Below are 20,233 nucleotides of genomic sequence, written 5' to 3' on the forward strand. Positions count from 1 at the left end.
GTGGCCAGTTAGGCTGACTATTTAAAGATCAACTCAGACAGTCTTGGACCCGTCCACATGTCCCTTAATCACGTGCGCCCATGGCGCAATATCTACCGCCGCAAATCTCGTCAGATCATGGTTGGAAACGTCCCCGTCGGAGGTGACGCTCCGATTGCGGTGCAGACTATGACCAATACGCTGACGACGGATGTTGCGGCGACTGTGGCTCAGGTACAGGCCGCCGCAGAGGCGGGTGCGGATATCGTGCGCGTTTCGGTCCCGGATGAGGCCTCGTCCAAGGCGCTGAAAGAGATCGTGCGCGAAAGTCCGGTACCTATCGTGGCGGATATCCACTTTCACTATCGCCGTGGGATCGAGGCCGCCGAGGCAGGCGCAGCATGCTTGCGGATCAACCCTGGCAACATTGGCAATGAAAGTCGGGTGAAAGAGGTCATTCAGGCCGCGCGTGACCATAATTGCTCGATCCGGATCGGGGTGAATGCGGGAAGCCTGGAAAAGCACCTGCTTGAGAAGTACGGCGAGCCTTGCCCCGAAGCGATGGTTGAAAGCGGGCTAGAGCATATCCGGATTCTTCAGGACAACGATTTCCACGAATTCAAGATCAGCGTGAAAGCCAGCGATGTCTTCCTGTCGGCAGCTGCCTATCAGGGCATCGCCGAGGCCACGGACGCCCCCATCCATCTGGGTATTACCGAGGCCGGAGGACTGGTTTCGGGCACCATCAAATCGGCGATTGGTCTGGGCAATCTGCTGTGGATGGGCATTGGCGACACGATCCGCGTCAGCCTGTCTGCGGATCCTGTCGAAGAGGTCAAGGTGGGGTTCGAGATCCTGAAATCTCTGGGCTTGCGCCATCGCGGGGTTAATATCATCTCATGCCCCTCTTGTGCGCGGCAGGGGTTCGATGTGATCAAAACAGTCGAGGCGTTGGAACAGCGTCTTGAACATATCAAAACACCAATGAGCCTATCGATCATCGGCTGTGTCGTGAACGGCCCGGGCGAAGCGCTGATGACCGATGTCGGCTTTACCGGCGGCGGTGCCGGATCGGGTATGGTGTATCTGGCGGGCAAGGCCAGCCACAAGATGTCCAACGAACAGATGGTCGACCACATTGTTGAAGAGGTCGAGAAGAAGGCCGCTGAACTGGACGCTGCGCAGGAAGCCGCTGAGTAATTTTCCAGCTTGATTGGCCGTTGAATGACCAGTTCGGCAGGCATGCAGGGTCAATTCATAGGGCCTGCACTTTATTGGCCGCGTGTATCTGGTGGACCCCAATCCCAGACACCTCATTGAAAACGCGACGCTGTTGGTCCACATTATTGTTAGGAATGAGATTTTCATTCCCGCTTAGATTTGTTGTTTTTGTTTCAAGGGTTTCTTAGTCGTATGCCAGTAAGTGATCGTTTGAAGAATAGATTGTCTCCTGCCTCTTCGGCCCTCGGTCTTTGCGGTCCGAACTCTTACAGGGGGCTTATGCAATGCGCCGTAACTTGAAAGCCTTCGGCTTGGGTGTAGTTATCGCCGGGTGTTCGGGTTTCATGGTGGCAGATAGCGTAGTGGCCGATCAGCCCGCATTTCCCGGTGCGGTGGGATATGGGCAGAACGCTACGGGTTGGCGTGGCGGCGAAGTGTTTCATATCACAACCCTGGACGATACCGGCCCGGGCAGCCTGCGTGAGTGCGTCGAAAATGACGGCTCCGGACGGGTTTGCGTTTTCGATATTTCAGGGACGATCACTGTAGACACCCAGATGAAAGTGGCTTCGAACACCTATATCGCCGGACAGACCGCGCCGGGACAGGGGGTGCAGATCAAACTTGGCAAGGTTCTGGATTCACCCCTGATGATTTTTGAGGCGCAGGACGTTTTGCTGCGGAACCTCAAGTTTCGGCCCGGACCCAGTTACAAGCCCTCGTCGAACGTGGACGGGCTTTCCATAGAGAGCAGTTCGAATATCTACGTTGACCGTGTCTCGATCCAATTTGCCACGGATGAGAATCTGGGCGTTGGAACGGAAAACCTGCCAAGCGAAGATATCACGATTGCCCGCAGCATCTCAGCCCTGGCTCTGGATAAGTCCACCCATACAAAGGGAAAGCATTCAAAAGGAGCTCTGCTGTGTTCCGATGATGGAACGGCAAGGCAATGTGGGCGGGTCACCCTGTATCAAAACCTGTTTGCCCATAACCGCGACAGAAATCCAGACATCCAGTCGTCACCATCTGGGCAAGTCGACATTATTAACAACGTGTTCTACGACGCGACCTCGCAATTCGGTGAGTTCTGGAACCACTACGGCGACACCTGGATCGCCTATGTGGGAAACGTGGTCCTGCCGGGCCCCAGTACACGGAACAGGCCGCCCCCCGCCGCATTCGAGGTGTTCCCTTATGGCGCCGACAAGGGGTTCAGCATCTCGGTTTTCGAACAGGATAACCTGCATCTGGACAGCCGTATTGAGCTGCTATGCGACAGATCAGTGAAGGGCAAGATTGCGGATGATGCGGCGGTCGAATTCCTTGTGGCTGAACCTCACCAACCGCTGTCGGTTGAACCTGCCGAGGTGAGCACGACATACGAAACCGTTCTTGGAACCGTGGGGGCCCGGCACGGGGATGACCAAGCTTTGGACAGTCTGGATGCGATGGTGATCGAAAACGTCCGCGGCTGTGATGGACATCGGATAAACGATCCGGGCGAGGTGGGCGGTTGGCCGGATTTGCCCATTGTTCACGCGGCAGTTGATACTGACCGGGACGGAATGTCTGATACTTGGGAAACAGGGCGGACTGGCCTGGACCCGAATGATCCCTCTGATGTCTGGGCGGACCGGGACGGCGATGGCTGGTCTAATCTTGAGGAATATCTGAGCCACCTTGCTGGCGACCCGATGCCCTGACGGAATGGCCGGCTCCTGTTGCGGAACCGGCCTGCCAAATCAGCCTTGCTCGGCGCGAACGGCGTTCGCAATTTGCTGCATCTGATCTGCTTTCAGGTACCCGCGCAGCATTTCGCTGCCCAGCACAAACGAAGGCGTGCCCGAAATCTGCATCCGCTGCGCCAATTCACGGGTCTTTTGGATTTCCTCGGTGACCTGTTCGCTGTCCATTGCCGCCAGAATCGCGTCACTGTCCAAACCCAGCCCGTCCGAGATACGGCGCAAAGTAACCGGCGACGGTTCCCCGGTGAATTCGAGCAGGGCATCGTGAACCTGCTTATAGGCATCGTCCCCGGCAACATGTTTGGCGGCAACAGCAAAGCGGGATGAGATCATCGACGCGTCTCCGAGGATCGGAAACTCTTTGATCACAAGCCGAATATTGCCATCCTCGGCCAGCAGGCTGGCCACTTCGGGAACCGCACGGCGGCAATATCCGCAGCGATAGTCCATGAACTCGACCAGAGTAATATCTCCGTCCGGATTGCCGCCCACCCAGCTGTACCCGTCGTTGAAAAGCTCATCAGCATTGCTGGCGACAAGCTCTTTATCCGCCTGCGCTTCTTCAACGGCGTTGCGTTGTTCCAGAATGTTGATCGCTTCGATGATGACTTCGGGGTTTTCCAGAAGGTATTCGCGTACCTGCTCTCCGAATTGTTGTTTTTCGGCGTCGGTCAGCTGGCTCAGGTCCAAGGCCTGCGCCGATCCTGCGATCAGGGAAAGCCCCAGAAGGGCTGGTGCAGCGTGTCTGAGGATCATTTCCGTTTCCTTTTCGAATTACTCTTGTTTGCTTGTTCAAACGCAATCAACACATCTTGGGCCCGTTGCCAACCCGGTGATCCGACCGGCAACTGCGCAACCGCGCGTTTCGCGTGAATACCGGCGTCATCCAAACGGCCCTGCAGGGCATATCTTTCGGCTGTAACCGCCGATGCCATGCCAGTATTGCCTGTTTTGGCATAAGCTGCACCCAGGTCTTGCATCAATCTTGCGTTACGAAAATCTCTGGCCCGCGCTTTTTCAAGAATGGCCAAGGCTTCCACTGTCTTACCTTGAACCAACAGGGACCGCCCGTATCCGGCCAGGATAAGTGGGTTATTCGGCGCCAATTCAACGGCTTTGCCATATGCTGCTACCGCATCAGCCACTTGACGGTTTTCAAGCATGATCTGGCCTTTGAGGTCATAGTAATAGGGGTCATTGGGCCGGATTGCCAATGCACCATCAATCGCAGCGCGCGCTTTGGTCAGATCACGGTTTTGATGGTGGGCTGCTGCCTCGCGCATCAGTCGTATGTCCTGGGCGGTTTCTTCTTTGGCGCGCCGCATCGTCCATGTGGGCGAGCGGATGAAGGCCGAAAGCTTACCTTTTGCCCTTGCGAACCAGTAATCGGCATTCTGGCTGGGTTTGGCTTTATCGCCGAACTCTTCCAGAAAGGCCTCGGCGGCGCGCAGCCTCTCGCGGCTGGTGGGGTGTGATCGCATGTATGGGTCCTGGTTGACCGTGTTTAACAGCTCTTGCCCCGCGAATTTACGGTGCAGAGACACCATGCCACTGGGCGAGATACCGGCCCAACGTAAATAGCTTGCTGCGCTGCGATCCGCCGAGGACTCTTCAGCGCGGGTGTGGCCAAGAAAGCTGCGCAGGGCTGCCGAATTAGTACCGGCCGCAATTCCGAATGCAGCCTCGCCGCCGCCAGCAGCTGCAGCAATCAGAGCCAAAGCCGTCCCAAGCCCGGCTTTTTGCCGTGCTGCATTCAGGTTTTCGTAACGGCGCGATAAGTGCCCGTTGGCGATATGGGCCGCCTCATGTGCGATAACCGCCTGCAACATCTCGGGGCTTTCGACTGAAAGGATTAGCCCATAGTTCAGATAGATCGCATTGTAATCCAGAACGAAGGCATTGAACGTGCTGTCATTGACCACCAGTATCTGGACCCGATTGGTATTCAGACCGGCGGCGCGCAGAACGGGAAAGGCCAACTCTCGCAGACCGTGTTCAATATCTGGATCACGGATCAGGCTTTGGGCCTGAACAGCGCCTACGAGCCAAGTCACTGCAAACAGCAACAGGGCCGGGATTGACGCCAGCCTGGATACGCGTTCAAAAGCCATGATTGCAACATGGGAGATGGCCATGCGAAACTCAACCCGGTCCGGGGTCGATCCGTTCATCGTGATGGACGTGATGGAGGCTGCCCGCAAAGCCGAAGAGGCTGGCCGCCACATCATCCATATGGAGGTCGGCCAGCCTGGAACCGGCGCACCCAAAGGGGCGACCGAGGCATTGGCTAAGGCAATGGAGCAAGGCCCGTTGGGATATACCGTTGCATTGGGTCTGCCAGCACTGCGCCACCGGATCGCGCAGATGTATGGCGAGTGGTATAATGTCGATCTCAATCCCGAACGGGTGGTGATAACCCCCGGTTCGTCTGGCGGATTCCTGCTGGCGTTCACCGCGCTGTTCGACAGCGGGGATCGCGTGGGTATTGGGGCCCCCGGCTATCCGTCATATCGGCAGATATTGCGGGCCCTGGGGCTGGTCGCGGTTGATCTGCCCACCGCTCCGGAACACCGCCTGCAGCCGGTGCCAGCCGATTTCGCCGGGCTAAATTTGCAGGGGCTGATGGTGGCCTCGCCCGCCAACCCGACAGGAACCATGCTGAACCATGCCGCAATGGGTGCGCTGATCAATGCCGCACACAGCCAGGGCGCGTCTTTCATCAGTGACGAGATTTATCATGGTCTGGAATACGAAGCCAAAGCCGTCACCGCGCTGGAGTTGACAGATGAGTGCTATGTGATCAACTCATTCTCCAAGTATTTCTCTATGACAGGTTGGCGTGTGGGCTGGATGGTTGTGCCCGAGGATCAGGTGCGCGTCGTCGAACGGATCGCGCAGAACATGTTTATCTGCGCGCCCCATGCCAGCCAGGTGGCGGCGCTGGCTGCGATGGATTGTGATGAAGAATTGCAGGCAAATTTGGATGTCTATCGGCGGAACCGCGCGCTGATGTTGGACGGTCTGCCCAAAGCCGGTTTCACCAATATCGCGCCACCTGATGGGGCATTCTATGTTTACGCCGATGTGTCTGACCTGACCGACGACAGCCGTGCCTTTGCGGCTGAGATTTTGGATAAGGTCGGCGTGGCGGTCACTCCGGGGCTGGATTTCGATCCTCAGCGTGGGCACGGCACCATCCGTTTTTCCTATGCACGCTCGACCGGGGATATCGAAGAGGGGCTGCGGCGGCTTCAGCGTTTCATGGCTGATCGAGGCTTGATTTCTGCCCAAGCCTAAAGCGTTCACATCCAAGTGCGGGTCGGGTAGGCTGCGCTTCAATCGATCTCGGGAAAACTTGAGGCCATGAGCAGAATTATCTACGCCATCGCGCTGATCTGGGCGCTAGGCAGTACCGCAGTTGCGCAGGATTTCAGCGCACTCGCCCGTGTTTTGCCAGACCAAAGTTCGATTGTTGATGACGGGCGGTCCGGTGTAAGCATCCAGCTTGGGCTTAGCCAGGGGGTGCCTTATCGCGTTTTTACCCTGCGCGACCCGTATCGGATGATCCTGGATTTCCAGGAGGTAGACTGGACCGGTCTTGATCGTGACCGCTTTCTACAGACTGGCCGTATCAGCGGTGTGCAGTTCGGCTCTTATGTACCGGGCTGGTCCCGCATGGTACTCGAACTGGGCGCGCCTCTGGCGGTTGAGACGGCGGATATGCGAGTGGACTCTGCGACTGGGGCCGCGCATTTGACGCTTGGGCTGCAAGGGACAGATTTCGACAGTTTCGCAGCCAGCGCCGGAACGCCCCGGCAAACCGGCTGGGATTTGCCCGAACCAGCAGAGACATCGGTCGCTCCGGTGGGGCAGGGCAACGGAACTTTGCGTGTCATGTTGGACCCCGGGCATGGAGGAATTGATCCCGGCGCCGAAGTTGACGGTGATGATGAGAAAACGCTGATGCTGACCTTTGCCCGAGAGCTGCGCGAGATGCTATTGCGCACGGGCGGATACGAGGTTGAGATGACGCGGACCGATGATCAGTTCGTTTCTCTTGAACGTCGTATTGCATTGGCACACCGTGCAGGTGCAGATGTGTTCATCTCTTTACATGCCGACATTCTGACAGAAGGGCGGGCTCATGGCGCGGCCGTTTATACGCTGTCTCAAGATGCCTCGGATGTGGCAAGCCACAAACTGGCTGAGCGGCACGACCGCAGTGATTTGATTTCGGGCGTCGATCTGAGCGGTGCGGATGATCAGGTTGCAGATGTTCTGCTGGACCTTGCGCGTCAGGAAACCAGGCCGCGTACGGATGCGTTGGCACAAATGCTGGCGAATGGAATGACGCAACAGGGTGGTCCGATGAACAACAAGCCAATTCGCACAGCCTCATTTTCGGTTCTGAAGGCAGCGGATATTCCTTCCGTTCTGATTGAGCTTGGCTTCCTTTCCAGCCCTAGAGATTTGAAAAACATACGAAATCAGGAATGGCGCATGGGAATGGCGCGCGGTATTCGGGATGGGCTAGAGAAATGGCGCCAGGACGATATGGTAAAACGATCCCTGATTGGACAGTGACCCCGTGGCGCAAACCGGCTATTATTGGCCATGGTGTTTTGACCCTGCACAGGTGCGACACTATATAGGCGGCACCGCGAGCAAAAGGCAGTAACGTGATCCGTTTCATTCTTTCGATTTTCGGGGCGATATTCAGCCTCGTGACCCTGGGTATTTTTATGGCTGCGCTGGTTATCGGCGCGGTGTTCTGGATGTATGGGCGCGACCTGCCCAGTCACGAATCCCTGGCGCAGTACAAACCGCCCACGATCAGCCGGATTTATTCTGGCGAGGGTCAGCTGATCGACGAATTTGCGCAGGAACGCCGTCTGTTCACCCCGTCAGAAGAAATCCCCGAACTGGTTAAGCAGGCCTTTATTTCGGCCGAAGACAAGAATTTCTATAACCATAAGGGCTATGATCCGCGCGGGATTATTGCCGCTGGTGTCGAGGCAGTGAAATCCAAGGGCGAGAATGTACGGGGTGCATCGACGATCACACAGCAGGTAATGAAGAACTTCCTGTTGTCGGGGGACCGTCGGGCCGAGCGCAAGATCAAAGAGATCATCCTGGCCACACGGCTTGAGAATACGCTGGATAAGGAACAGATCCTAGAACTGTACATGAACGAGATTTTTCTGGGCCAGAACTCGTATGGTGTAACCGCAGCAGCGCAAACCTATTTCAACAAGACCCTTCAGGAATTGGCTCCGCATGAGGCCGCCACTTTGGCGGCTATGCCCAAGGCGCCGTCGGATTATCACCCGGTTCGGCAGAAAGAACGCCTTGTGAACCGGCGCAATTACGTGCTGCGCGAGATGAACCAAAACGGTTATATCAATACGGCGACCTATGAGGCCGAGGTCGAGATGCCTTTGCGGTCTGTCCAGAATGGTGATTTCGAAAGTTTCCGCACCGCCTTACCGCCGCGGGATTACTTCACCGACGAAATCCGCCGCCAGCTGAGCGAAGATTTCGGCGAGGGCGAGTTCTTCACAGGTGGTTTTACTGTCCGCGCCTCTGTGGACGAGGAAATGCAAGTCAAAGCCGCGTACGCCCTGCGCGAGGCGCTGCAGAAATACGACCGGTCTCGTGGAAAATGGCACGGGACCGACGAAGTGATCGCCGAAGAAATACTGGCGGATGAGGCGCATTGGCGTGAGGCCTTGGCGATTTTGGAAATCCCCCGTGATGTGGTTCTGCCTACGCAGTGGTATCCCGCCGTAGTACTGGATGTCGGTGAGCAGGCCCTGACCGTCGGCATTGAAAATGGTCCGGCTGACGGCATCATCCCGCGCTCGGACATCAAGTGGATGCAGGGCAGCTTCTTCGACAACTTCAAACGCGGTGACGTCATTCTGGTGATGGCCGGGGAAGAAGGCCAATGGTCCGCCCGTCAGGTCCCCGAGGTTCAGGGCGGCTTTGTTGCGATGGATGTGAACTCGGGCCGGGTTTTGGCGATGCAGGGCGGATTCTCGTATCAGGATTCGGTTTTTAACCGCGCCACACAGGCACAGCGCCAGCCTGGATCAAGCTTTAAGCCTTTCGTCTATGCCGCTGCGTTGGACAGCGGGTATAGCCCTGCGACCATTGTGGTCGACGCTCCGATCGAAGTGAACACACCGCAGGGCCTGTGGCGACCCAAGAATTCGACCAACAAATTCTACGGGCCGACGCCATTGCGTACCGGGATTGAACAGTCGCGGAACCTGATGACCATCCGTCTGGCGCAAGAAGTCACGATGCCGGTGGTTGCCGGATACGCGGAACGCTTTGGCGTTTATGACCGGATGGGTGCTTTCCTGGCCAACTCGCTGGGGTCCGAAGAGACGACGTTGTACAAGATGGTTGCGGCCTATGCGATGTTCGCAAATGGCGGCGAGCGGGTTGAACCCACTCTGGTTGACCGTATTCAGGATCGGTTCGGCAAGACAATCTATCGGCACGATGACCGCCAGTGCCTGGATTGTAATTCGGCCTGGCTGGAACCTGATGAATCCCCCACGATCGAGACAAACCGCAGTCAGGTCATGGATGCGATCACCGCTTATCAGCTGACGTCGATGATGAAAGGTGTCGTGGATCGTGGCACGGCATCCCGTGTTGTCAATCTGCCGGTGCCCACCGCTGGGAAAACCGGGACAACCAATGAATCCAAAGACGCCTGGTTCATCGGCTTTACTTCGAACATCGTTGCTGGCTGCTATATCGGCTACGACCGTCCGCGCCCGATGGGCCGGGGCGCTTATGGCGGCACTTTGTGCGGTCCCGTGTTCCAAAGCTTCATGGAGACAGCTGTCGAGAAATACGGCGGAGGTCCGTTCGAGGTGCCACCGGGTGGTCACTTTATCAAAATTGACCGATTCAGCGGTGCACGCTTGCCCTCTGATGCGTCCGGAGACTTTGTCGTGGCCGAGTATTTCCGCGATGGCGCCGACGGCTTTATCGACCGCATCTATGACGGTGGTTTTGCGATGGGTTCCGACCTGCCGCTGTTTGAAGAGGTCAACAGCTCGGGTCGTCAGGTGACCACGTCGACCGGCGACACCATCACCGTTGGCCCAAATGCCAGCCAGGGCGATTTGCAGGGCGGCGGGCTTTACTGATCCGCCGCGCGCAACAATAGGTTCAAGAGCGTTGCCTCGGGCGCAGCTGAAACTATCCCATGGCCGCGCCACATGATGGATAGCGCACATTTTGCAGCGGCCCATTGGGCAAGACGTTTCCGCGACACATCTAACGCTCCGGAGTAAAGCTGGAGGCAGCGTTCGATCTGGTCGCGGCTGCGAACCAGATCGGGCATGCCTTTGGGGTGCCGCAATGCGTTTGCAAGTTCAAAAGCAGGATCGCCCAGATACCCCTTTGCATCAATTACCCGTGCCCCTGAAGGCGTTTGAATTACGTTATCGGTGTGAAGGTCACCATGCAGCGGCACCACCTGCGGTTGGCTCGTCAGAAGGTTTGATGTCAGTTCCGTTGCGCGGATCACATCTCGTTGTAGCGCGTCGGGACAATCGCGGGCAAACGTGCAGTCAAACAGTGGATTGAATACCTCGTGCAATGGTCGCAGCTCGTCGAACGCAACCGTGGGCTTTTGGTGAAGGCGGTGGGCCACCTCCGAGAAAACCTGCAGCGCGCTTTCGGCGTTTCCGTCACGCGCGATGTCACCCAGTGTCGGACCCTCCAACCACTCCATCAATACGCCTTTGCCCGCTTCGGCATAAATGGCAACCGCGCCACGATCCCGCCAGAGCGACAAAAGCCCGGTCGAAGCAGCTTCGTTCCCGCGATCTGCGCGGTGGTATAGCTTTAGCGCGGCCGGCCCATAATCCCGCGCGTGAACTTTCCAGACTAACGCATGCTGGGCTTCGGCGATCAGTATGGCACGGCATAATCCCCAGCAATCCATGATATCACCCGGAACAATATGCATTCAGGTCTCCGCTGTCTTGTGGTGGCCCCACGCTCTTGCTATCACGCAGGCCTGATTGAGCAAGTTGGGACGTAACCATGCGCGCCGAAACCCAGAATACCGTGGCGGAAATTGAAAAGTCGCTAGAGCTGCTGGCGCAGCGCATGGACTATGAAACCGCACCTCACCGCCTTGAGGAATTCAATGCCCGGGTTGAGGATCCCAACCTGTGGGACAACCCCGAGAATGCGCAAAAACTGATGCGCGAGCGGCAGATGCTGGTCGATGCTATTGAAATCTATGAATCCATCAAAACCGACCTCAGCGACAATATGGAATTGATCGAACTGGGCGAGATGGAAGAGGACGAAGAGGTCGTCACCGACGCTGAAGAGGCGATCAGAAAGCTAAAAGCCAAAGCCGCCAAGAAAGAGCTTGAGGCGCTGCTGGACGGAGAGGCCGACGGCAACGACACCTTCCTCGAGATCAATTCGGGCGCAGGCGGCACCGAAAGCTGCGACTGGGCTTCGATGCTGGCGCGGATGTATGTCCGCTGGGCCGAGAAAAAGGGCTATACGGTCGAGCTGCAATCCGAGACCTCGGGCGAAGAGGCGGGTATTAAATCTGCGGCGTACAAAATTTCTGGCCACAACGCCTATGGCTGGCTGAAATCCGAAAGCGGCGTGCATCGGCTGGTGCGAATTTCACCTTATGACTCGGCGGCCAAACGGCATACATCGTTCAGTTCGGTCTGGGTTTACCCGGTGGTGGACGACAATATCGAGATCGAGGTCAACCCGTCCGAGATTCGCATCGACACCTACCGGTCCTCGGGGGCAGGAGGCCAGCACGTGAACACGACAGACTCGGCCGTGCGGATCACGCATATCCCGACCGGGATCGTTGTTACATCATCCGTGAAATCCCAGCACCAGAACCGTGATATTGCGATGAAAGCGCTGAAATCCCGCCTGTACCAGCAAGAGCTGGACCGCCGCAATGCTGACATCAACGCAGCCCACGAGGCCAAGGGCGATGCGGGTTGGGGCAACCAGATCCGGTCGTATGTTCTGCAGCCCTACCAGATGGTCAAGGACCTGAGGACCAACCATGAAACCTCGGATACCAAGGGGGTTTTGGATGGGGATCTTGACGGGTTCATGGCCGCCACACTGGCCTTGAACGTGGCCGGAAAAAGCCGCTCCGAAGCACAGGGCGAGGGCTGATAGCAGCGCGTTCGATGCCCATGATGAAGCTGATCAAAGGACATTGGCAACTGATTGCGCTTGTCGCTTTGGTGTTTGTGTTCTGGTCTACGCCGGTTGTGGTGCCTCTGAAGATACTCATCGTTTTCCTACACGAGCTGTCGCACGCGATAACCGTCGTCCTAACCGGTGGTTCGGTCGAGAGCTTCTCGATCTCACCGCAGCAGGGTGGTCTTGTCACAGCGCGTGGTGGGCAAAGGTTCTTGAGCCTGTCCGCCGGTTATCTCGGGTCGCTGGCGCTAGGGATGGGGTTGTTGCTGATAGCATTGCGCACGCATTGGGACCGGGCGGTGCTGGGTGGATTTGGCGGCGTGATGCTGTTGGTAACAGCGCTTTATGTCCGCGATCCCTTTGCCATGGCGTTTTGTGCAGGTGTTGGGGCGGTAATGATCGGCATGGCGTTCTATCTAAGTCGGCCGATCTGTGATCTGGCTTTACGCGTGATCGGGCTGACCAGCGTGATCTATGTGCCTTATGATATCTTTGATGACACGATCCGGCGCTCGGGTGTCCGCTCGGATGCCTACATGCTGGCCCAAGAATTCGGCGGCACAACCATGATGTGGGGCGGGATCTGGCTTGTGTTAAGCGTCCTTTCCATCCTTTTGTGCGTAAAACACTTTCTTGGGCACGACAGCAATTTGCATTTTGGGTCTCGATCCAAGTGACCTCGGGTGGTCTTTGGTAAAAAGATGCATTCAAACTGAGGGTTTAAATGAGGATACGCTCCGGCTAGGCTGACCAAAAAGGTGGAGCCCAGGGATGGATCTAGGCCAAATAACAGCAGCCGAATTGTTGAGTGCATTGTCCTCTGGGCGTTTATCGGCGGCTGAGCTGATGCAACTGACGCTAGAGCGGATCGGCGCAGTGAACGAGCGCCTGAATGCAATCGTGGCGATGCGTGATCCTGATGATTTGATGGCCGAGGCCCGTGCTGTTGATTCCGGACCAAACCGTGGTCCGCTGCATGGTCTGCCGATTGCCGTCAAAGACTTGGTGAATGTTGCGGGCGTCGTTTCGTCCCAAGGATCACCAATCCTGAATGGGTTCATTCCGGAAACAGACGATCTGTTAGCCCAGCGGATGAAAGAGGCCGGGGCAATCCTGATCGGTAAAACCAATACTCCGGAATTCGGATTGGGCTCACATACGTTCAATCCAGTATATGGCGTCACATGCAACCCATATGACCCCGAGCGTACCTGCGGCGGTTCATCCGGTGGAGCAGCAGTCGCGCTGGCGTCTGGCATGGTGGCGCTGGCCGATGGGTCTGACATGATGGGCAGCCTGCGCAACCCTGCGGCATGGAACAACGTCTATGGCTTCAGGCCCAGTTGGGGGCGGGTGCCAAACGAACCCGACGGTGACGGGTACTTGCACCAGCTTTCTACATTGGGCCCGATGGCGCGGAGCCCCGAAGATATTGGTCTATTGCTTGATGTGATCAGCGGCACTCATCCGTCCCAACCTTTGGGCCATCCGGGGGAAAGCGTGTCTCCGGTCCAACCCGCAGACCTGACCGGAATGCGTATCGGGTGGTTGGATGACTGGGGCGGAGCCTTTCCATTCGAACCTGGTATCCGCGAGATTTGCCGTGACGCGCTCGAGGTGTTCACTCAACTCGGGGCCAAGGTCGAACCCCTCGCACCGCCCTTTGACGCCGACCAGATGTGGAATAGCTGGATTACATTGCGTTCGTGGAGCGTGGCCGCCGGTCTTGCGTCTCGGACAGAACACCGCGCGTCACTGAAGGATACTGCGCAATGGGAACTGGACCGTGGTCTGGCGCTGACAGCGATGCAGGTCCATCGTGCCAGTGTTGTGCGAACCGAGTGGTTCCGACGTGCGACCGAAGTTTTCCAGGACTATGATGCGCTTATCCTGCCGTCGGCCCAGGTCTGGCCCTTCGACTTGCAGCTTGCATTTCCCACCGAAATCAACGGCACCCGGATGGATACCTATCACCGTTGGATGCAGGTCGTGGTGCCGGTCAGCCTGGTCGGACTGCCTTGCCTCTCGGTTCCTGTTGGATTTGGATCCGAAGGCTTGCCGATGGGGATGCAGATCTTTGGTCCGCGCGGAGCGGATTCTCGCATTTTGTCCATCGGATCTGCATATCATTCTGCCACCAGTTGGCCGCAAAAACGACCCGCCTGAAAATCGACCGGATACGAAGGATAAAAGCCATGGACAAACAGTTTGGTGTTCCGAACATGGGGCGGGTAGATGTCGAAATGCTGCACGAGGCCCTAAGGCGAGGCTGGAGCGATTTTCGCCGCGCTCCGCTCTTTGGGCTGCTCTTTTCCGGGTTCTATGTTTTGATGGGTTGGCTGATGGTTTGGGTCACTCTCACGACCGGAACGACCTATTGGCTGATTTTGGCCGCAATCGGTTTTCCGATGCTGGGCCCCTTTGCCATGGTGGGGCTGTATGAGGTATCGCGGCGCATTCAAGAGGGTGAAGTTTTGGATTCTCGGGCCATATTTGGCGTAATCCTGGGTCAAAGCCGCCGTCAGTTGCCTTCGATCTGCGCCATCATCGTTGTGATGTTTCTGTTCTGGTTCTTTCTTGGCCACATGATCTTTGCACTTTTTATGGGGCTATCGACCATGACCAATGTGTCTTCGTCCCTTGAGGTGTTCCTTACATCAAACGGGTTGACTATGTTGGCGGTTGGAACAGCTGTTGGCGCGATTTTTGTGACCATCCTCTACATGATCACGGTGCTTTCAATTCCGATGCTTTTGGACCGAGAGCTGGATTTTGTGACCGCAATGATTGCCAGCTATAGCTATGTGGCCGCAAACCGCAGATTGATGCTGGGGTGGGGCGCGCTGATTGCGGTTCTGACGTTTGCCGCAATGATCCCCTGGTTTTTCGGCTTGTTGATCGTACTGCCGCTATTGGGGCACGCCAGTTGGCACCTATACTGGCTGATCTCTCAGGGCGGGGAAATCGCGGGTTAACACGCCAGGATCGTTGTCAAGCGCGGGCCATGGCTTCTGGTCGGCGTGCAATGCGCGCGGCGGCCAGGACTGTCGAGGTGTCGTCCCCTAAATGTCTGAGCAATATCCGCCGTGTCGTCGTTGCGGTAGCTGTAGTTTTTGACAGGCAAATTGCGACACCGCGCCAACAGTTTGTTTGATTTTCAATTCCACGTGTCACCAGATAAATCCTGCTTTTCTGAGACGCACGACAGGACATGAGCATATAAATCTGCCGCCCGGCACAGGCCACAATACCCTGTACTTCGCGCTCTGCGACTGATGCTCCGGGTGTCTCGGAAATTGGTTCAAACCCTCTAACCAAAGTACATTGCGGTAACCTTCTGGCGTGAAAAAGCCTGTGTCTCAGGGGTTTTGTGCCATCAAGTTCTGTCTCGGTCGCATAATAGAACCCGCCGGGAAACAGAATTTCAGTCAGGGTGGCAGGGGTGGACCCCAGAAACTCGGTCAGGGCGACCGCAGCCGGGTGCTTGGACGGTTGGTCAATCTGATCCAAGGGATGGAGCAAAATCCGAGCATCAACATCAAAAAAGCGGCATATTCGGTCAAGGACATCGGGTCGGGGAAAGCTTTCGCCGCCAAGATAGCGATTGAACTGAGTTCGGTTCACTCCAAGCTGGCGGCACAGCTCGGAAACTGAATTATATTGTCCAGCAAGAGTTCGCAGATTGGCGCCGAACATCCTGCGTAGGTCGTCGGGGCTGCGGCTGTCGTTCGTCATTTTCGTCCCGGTACTTGTGTGTATTCCGAATAACCGCGACACAACTGGCCAACAAACCAGGCGCTGTCTGAAATCGTACAGATGACCCAGCGGACGCATCCCAACGCCGCGCTACCCTTGAAGGCTAACGCGATGATGCACAGACGCAATAGGTTAATTCTGATTTAGCTTAAACTTTTTAGGCAAATGTGACGTTGATGTTCACGTTTGGCGTATTGTGATCTTGCAAATTGGGTATTGCCGATACCCCGCCGCCAACTGGATGCGCCGGCGGGGCAGTTTTGGTCAATCGCCGCGCAACAGGGCTGCAACGCCGGTTCGGGCGATTTCGATCAGACCCAGCGGGCGCATCAGATCAGCAAAGGCGTCGATCTTGTCAGGTGCGCCAGTGATCTCAAAAATGAACGAATTCAACGTGCTGTCCACGACATTGGCACGGAAAATATCGGCCAGACGCAGCGCCTCGACCCGCTTGTCGCCGTCGCCGACCACCTTGATGATGGCCAATTCCCGCTCGACCGACGCGCCTTCGACCGTCAGGTCATGCACGTCGCGTACCGATACGATCCGGCCCAGCTGCGCCTTGATCTGTTCGATCACCTGCGGTGTGCCGGTGGTGACGATGGTGATGCGACTGAGGTGGCCGGTATGGTCAACCTCGGCCACGGTCAGGCTTTCGATGTTATAACCACGGCCCGAGAACAGGCCGATGACGCGGGCTAGAACCCCCGGTTCATTCTCGACCAGAACTGCGATGGTATGGCGTTCCTGTACGTCGGAAAACGTGGGTCTTAGGTTATAGGCCGAATGGCGGGTGGAGCCTTTTTTGATATGTAGGGCAGACATGCTGAGCTAGTCCTCTTCGTAGCGAAGGTTCGATACACCTTCGGCATTCTCCAGAATTTTCCAAATTGCGCCACGCAATGCATCCACCTTGGGGGCTGCGTGGTATTTCTTGAACATCTTTCTCACATGCTCGGTCTTTGGTGAGAACTGAACCAGATGGCCATCACCATAGTTTGAGCAGCCGAAAACCAGGGCAAACGGCTCGTCGTGATCAATTTCGTGATACCATCCCCAGTCCTCGGCACAGGCGAAGGAAACCTCAAACCCGGATGCGGCAAGCTCTTTACTCAGAAAGATGCTGAGTTCCTTGCCAAACACATCCGGATTGATGAAATCATCAGCTTCTTCGTTCAACTCGTCCGGGGTAGGCTGGAAGCGCGTTGCGTCAAAACTGATCATCTGCGCTGTCATACCAGTACCGAACCTTTGCTATCTATCACGCCCTGCGTCTCGGCCTCGCCCAGCAGCATCTCGTTGTGGGCCTTGCCCGACGGGATCATGGGGAAGCAGTTCTCGTGCTTTTCGACCAGACAGTCGAAGATCACGGGGCCGTCATAGTTGATCATCTCCATGATCGCATCGTCCAGATCGGCGGGGTCAGAACACAAGATACCCTTGGCGCCAAACGCCTCGGCGAGCTTGACGAAATCAGGCAGCGCTTCGGACCAGGAATGCGAATACCGTTCGCCATGCAGCAGTTCCTGCCACTGGCGCACCATGCCCAAGCGTTCGTTGTTCAGGATGAACTGCTTCACCGGCAGGCGATACTGCGTAGCGGTGCCCATTTCCTGCATGTTCATCAGCCACGAGGCCTCACCAGCCACGTTGATCACCAGCGCGTCGGGATGTGCCATCTGAACACCGATCGAGGCCGGGAATCCGTAACCCATTGTGCCCAGACCACCTGAGGTCATCCAGCGGTTGGGATCTTCGAAGCCAAGGTATTGAGCGGCCCACATCTGGTGTTGGCCAACCTCGGTCGTGATGTAACGGTCATGTTTTTTGGTCAGTTCTTCAAGGCGTTGCAGCGCGTATTGCGGTTTGATGGTCTTTTCGCTGTTGGTATAGGCAAGGCAGTTCACCTTGCGCCATTCGCCGATCTGTTCCTGCCATTTCGCAATAGCTGCGGTGTTGGTCTTGCGACCGCGCGATTTCCAGACCTTGAGGATGTCCTCAAGCACGTGGGCCACATCGCCAACAATCGGGATATCAACGCGGATCACCTTGTTGATCGAAGACGGGTCGATGTCGATATGCGCTTTTTTGGAATCGGGCGAGAACGCGTCGATCCGTCCAGTGATGCGGTCATCAAAACGAGCGCCGATATTGATCATCAGATCGCAATCATGCATCGCCAGATTGGCCTCATACAACCCGTGCATGCCCAGCATGCCCAGCCAATTCCTGCCAGACGCCGGATAGGCGCCCAGACCCATCAAGGTCGAAGTGATCGGGAAATCTGTTGCGTCTACCAGTTCCCGCAGCAACTGGCTGGCTGCCGGGCCCGAATTGATGACGCCGCCACCAGTGTAAAACACTGGCTTTTTCGCGGTTTCAATCGCAGCAACCAACTCGGTGATCTCTTCCAGATCGCCTTTCAGAACAGGTTGATAGTGTGAGGTAGATGGTTTAGGTGCGCTGTATTCTCCGGACGCAAACTGAACGTCCTTGGGAATGTCGATCAGGACCGGGCCAGGACGGCCCGAGGTGGCGACATGGAACGCCTCGTGCAGGGTATCGGACAGCGAATTCGTGTCCTTTACCAGCCAGTTATGTTTGGTGCAGGGGCGGGTGATGCCAATAGTATCAGCCTCCTGAAAGGCGTCCGAGCCGATCATGAAGGTCGGAACCTGTCCGGTCAGAACAACAATCGGGATCGAGTCCAGAAGCGCATCGGTCAGCCCGGTCACCGCATTGGTAGCGCCGGGGCCCGAGGTCACAAGCGCAACGCCGGGCTTGCCGGTCGAGCGGGCATAGCCTTCGGCGGCGTGAACCGCACCCTGTTCGTGACGCACCAGAATGTGGCGAATGTCGTTTTGCAGAAAGATCTCGTCATAGATCGGTAGCACGGCGCCGCCGGGGTATCCGAATACCGTGTCCACGCCCTGATCCTTGAGGGCCTGAACTACCATCTTTGCGCCGGTCATCTCACGTGTCATCTGCTTTGCTCCATTGGCGACATGTGTCTTGCGTTTCGCATAAAAAAAGCCCCCGAGATTTTCGGAGGCGCATGGGTTCGATTATGGTTTACCGTTACCGGCCCATGCGCGTGGTTCCTACGATTACGACTAGCGTTCTCATCGCCAGAGGCTCCTTTTTGCGTGGGTTGGACATTATGGGCGGTGGAAAGGGGCGTCAACAGGCAATTGCACCAATTTTCTAACTTCTGGGTGGTATTTTGCGACATTTTATTGCGCATTTTGACGCATGTTCGGAACTTTCGGGATTTTCGCCCCTTTGCAATGCTTGGCGAGTGGCACGGAAGTGTCGAAATGCGTCATGCCGATGTCCGAAACGGGCATGATCGTGATTTTAGGCTGAGTCACGCTGGACTTAATTGCAGTGGCGAGGGAGGCCGAACATGTTGCAGGATCTGGTTGATCTCGGGCGATACCCGATAGACCGCCCCGGTTCATGGGCATATGAGCAGCTGATAGGTGATCTGAGGCGCGAGCTGGATCGGGACGGCTGTGCTGTTCTTCCAGGTTTCGTACACGAGGATGGCGTGGCGCGTTTGCTGAAAGAAGCCGATAAGACTGCCGTTGGTGCACATAGGTCATTTAGCCGAACGAATCCGTATTTCACCAAAGACGACCCGGCATTGGCGCCAAGCCATCCGGTGCGTCGATTTTATGATCGGTCGAATGCCTTTGTGCCAGCGGACAGTTTTTCCAAATCCGGACCGCTGCGACGTATTTATGAGTTCGCTGGTTTTTTACCTTTCATTCGAACGGCATTGAACGAGTCCGAAGACCGGTTCTTTCGCTACGATGATCCTTTGGCTGATGTCATCATCAACGTGGTCGAAGAAGGGCAGGGGTTTCCCTGGCATTTTGACACCAACAACTACACCGTGACGCTGGCCATTCAGAATGGAGAATTCGGTGGTGAATTCGAATATGCCCCCAACCTGCGAAGCGCCGAGGATGAGAATTTCGCGGCTGTTTCTGCGGTTCTGGGCGGTGATCGGACACGGGTGCACCAGTTGGTGTTGAACCCAGGGGATCTGCAGATTTTCAAAGGGCGCTATTCCTTGCACCGGGTCGCTCCCGTGAAAGGAGAGCGCAGACGATATGTCGGGATCTTTTCTTTTGTCGAAACCGAAGGCATGTGCGGTGGGGTGGAACGGACCCGTCAGTTATATGGGCGTGTTCTTCAGCATCACCATGACAAGGAAGGAGTCCGGCGCGACGCCCTTCTGGATTGACGGTAACTAAGAGTGCTCTCGCCCGTTGCCCGCCTGCCTGCGGCGG

Annotated in this window: 17 protein-coding genes; 10 read left to right on the plus strand and 7 right to left on the minus strand. The window is 56.5% G+C overall.

Annotation, left to right across the window (positions count from 1 at the left end):
• Positions 1–57: 57 nt before the first annotated feature.
• Together ispG and AC2FHX_RS01280 are read left to right on the plus strand one after the other, a co-directional pair.
• Positions 58–1,179, plus strand: a complete 1,122-nt coding sequence (ispG, locus tag AC2FHX_RS01275; RefSeq protein WP_496700516.1) for a flavodoxin-dependent (E)-4-hydroxy-3-methylbut-2-enyl-diphosphate synthase — start codon at positions 58–60, stop codon at positions 1,177–1,179.
• Between the two features lie 305 nt (positions 1,180–1,484).
• Positions 1,485–2,906 (plus strand): pectate lyase family protein, encoded by a 1,422-nt coding sequence (locus AC2FHX_RS01280; protein WP_282027355.1) that lies wholly within the window; start codon positions 1,485–1,487, stop codon positions 2,904–2,906.
• A 39-nt stretch (positions 2,907–2,945) separates the two neighbouring features.
• Here the strand turns inward: AC2FHX_RS01280 and AC2FHX_RS01285 are convergent, their stop codons facing one another.
• Together AC2FHX_RS01285 and AC2FHX_RS01290 are read right to left on the minus strand one after the other, a co-directional pair.
• Positions 2,946–3,704: a DsbA family protein gene (locus tag AC2FHX_RS01285; protein WP_142633258.1), complete on the minus strand. Its 759-nt coding sequence runs from the start codon at positions 3,702–3,704 to the stop codon at positions 2,946–2,948.
• The gene (locus AC2FHX_RS01290) at positions 3,701–5,083 is read right to left on the minus strand and encodes a M48 family metalloprotease (RefSeq protein WP_496688382.1); all 1,383 of its coding nucleotides are present in this window, start codon (positions 5,081–5,083) and stop codon (positions 3,701–3,703) included. Before AC2FHX_RS01290 ends, AC2FHX_RS01285 begins: the two co-directional genes overlap by 4 nt.
• Here AC2FHX_RS01290 and AC2FHX_RS01295 point away from each other — a divergent pair.
• From AC2FHX_RS01295 to AC2FHX_RS01305, 3 genes are all read left to right on the plus strand, one after another.
• On the plus strand, positions 5,082–6,245 hold the full coding sequence (locus AC2FHX_RS01295; protein WP_496700515.1) for a pyridoxal phosphate-dependent aminotransferase: 1,164 nt from the start codon (positions 5,082–5,084) through the stop codon (positions 6,243–6,245). The genes AC2FHX_RS01290 and AC2FHX_RS01295 overlap by 2 nt on opposite strands.
• Positions 6,246–6,311: 66 nt before the next feature.
• Positions 6,312–7,532 carry an N-acetylmuramoyl-L-alanine amidase gene (locus tag AC2FHX_RS01300; RefSeq protein ID WP_496676059.1) on the plus strand — a complete coding sequence of 407 codons (1,221 nt, stop codon included), beginning with the start codon at positions 6,312–6,314 and terminating at the stop codon, positions 7,530–7,532.
• A gap of 95 nt (positions 7,533–7,627) precedes the next feature.
• Entirely contained in the window at positions 7,628–10,117 is a 2,490-nt protein-coding gene (locus AC2FHX_RS01305; RefSeq protein WP_496700514.1) for a penicillin-binding protein 1A, read from the plus strand.
• Here AC2FHX_RS01305 and AC2FHX_RS01310 read toward each other — a convergent pair.
• On the minus strand, positions 10,111–10,944 hold the full coding sequence (locus AC2FHX_RS01310) for an aminoglycoside phosphotransferase family protein (protein WP_496700513.1): 834 nt from the start codon (positions 10,942–10,944) through the stop codon (positions 10,111–10,113). The genes AC2FHX_RS01305 and AC2FHX_RS01310 overlap by 7 nt on opposite strands.
• 77 nt (positions 10,945–11,021) lie before the next feature.
• On the opposite strand from AC2FHX_RS01310, the gene prfB reads away from it, so the two are divergent.
• From prfB to AC2FHX_RS01330, 4 genes are all read left to right on the plus strand, one after another.
• Positions 11,022–12,149, plus strand: a complete 1,128-nt coding sequence (gene prfB / locus AC2FHX_RS01315) for a peptide chain release factor 2 (RefSeq protein ID WP_142633271.1) — start codon at positions 11,022–11,024, stop codon at positions 12,147–12,149.
• A gap of 14 nt (positions 12,150–12,163) precedes the next feature.
• Positions 12,164–12,856 (plus strand): M50 family metallopeptidase, encoded by a 693-nt coding sequence (locus tag AC2FHX_RS01320; RefSeq protein ID WP_496700512.1) that lies wholly within the window; start codon positions 12,164–12,166, stop codon positions 12,854–12,856.
• 94 nt (positions 12,857–12,950) lie between these two features.
• Complete coding sequence (locus AC2FHX_RS01325) at positions 12,951–14,345, plus strand: amidase (protein ID WP_496691085.1); 1,395 nt, start codon at positions 12,951–12,953, stop codon at positions 14,343–14,345.
• 29 nt (positions 14,346–14,374) lie between these two features.
• A complete protein-coding gene (locus AC2FHX_RS01330) occupies positions 14,375–15,154 on the plus strand; it encodes a DUF2189 domain-containing protein (protein ID WP_282021885.1) in 780 nt (259 codons plus the stop codon).
• 16 nt (positions 15,155–15,170) lie between these two features.
• Here the strand turns inward: AC2FHX_RS01330 and AC2FHX_RS01335 are convergent, their stop codons facing one another.
• From AC2FHX_RS01335 to AC2FHX_RS01350, 4 genes are all read right to left on the minus strand, one after another.
• Positions 15,171–15,914, minus strand: coding sequence for a helix-turn-helix domain-containing protein (locus tag AC2FHX_RS01335; protein WP_282021886.1), 744 nt, complete (start codon positions 15,912–15,914; stop codon positions 15,171–15,173).
• A gap of 285 nt (positions 15,915–16,199) precedes the next feature.
• On the minus strand, positions 16,200–16,760 hold the full coding sequence (gene ilvN / locus AC2FHX_RS01340) for an acetolactate synthase small subunit (RefSeq protein WP_142633282.1): 561 nt from the start codon (positions 16,758–16,760) through the stop codon (positions 16,200–16,202).
• Between the two features lie 6 nt (positions 16,761–16,766).
• Positions 16,767–17,159 (minus strand): hypothetical protein, encoded by a 393-nt coding sequence (locus AC2FHX_RS01345; protein ID WP_496691088.1) that lies wholly within the window; start codon positions 17,157–17,159, stop codon positions 16,767–16,769.
• Positions 17,160–17,167: 8 nt separating this feature from the next.
• Positions 17,168–18,919, minus strand: coding sequence for an acetolactate synthase 3 large subunit (locus AC2FHX_RS01350; protein WP_496688368.1), 1,752 nt, complete (start codon positions 18,917–18,919; stop codon positions 17,168–17,170).
• Positions 18,920–19,341: 422 nt separating this feature from the next.
• Here AC2FHX_RS01350 and AC2FHX_RS01355 point away from each other — a divergent pair, with 422 nt between their 5' ends.
• Positions 19,342–20,187 carry a HalD/BesD family halogenase gene (locus AC2FHX_RS01355; RefSeq protein ID WP_142633288.1) on the plus strand — a complete coding sequence of 282 codons (846 nt, stop codon included), beginning with the start codon at positions 19,342–19,344 and terminating at the stop codon, positions 20,185–20,187.
• Positions 20,188–20,233 lie beyond the last annotated feature (46 nt).

Source organism: Ruegeria sp. CDSC042 (genome assembly GCF_059610745.1).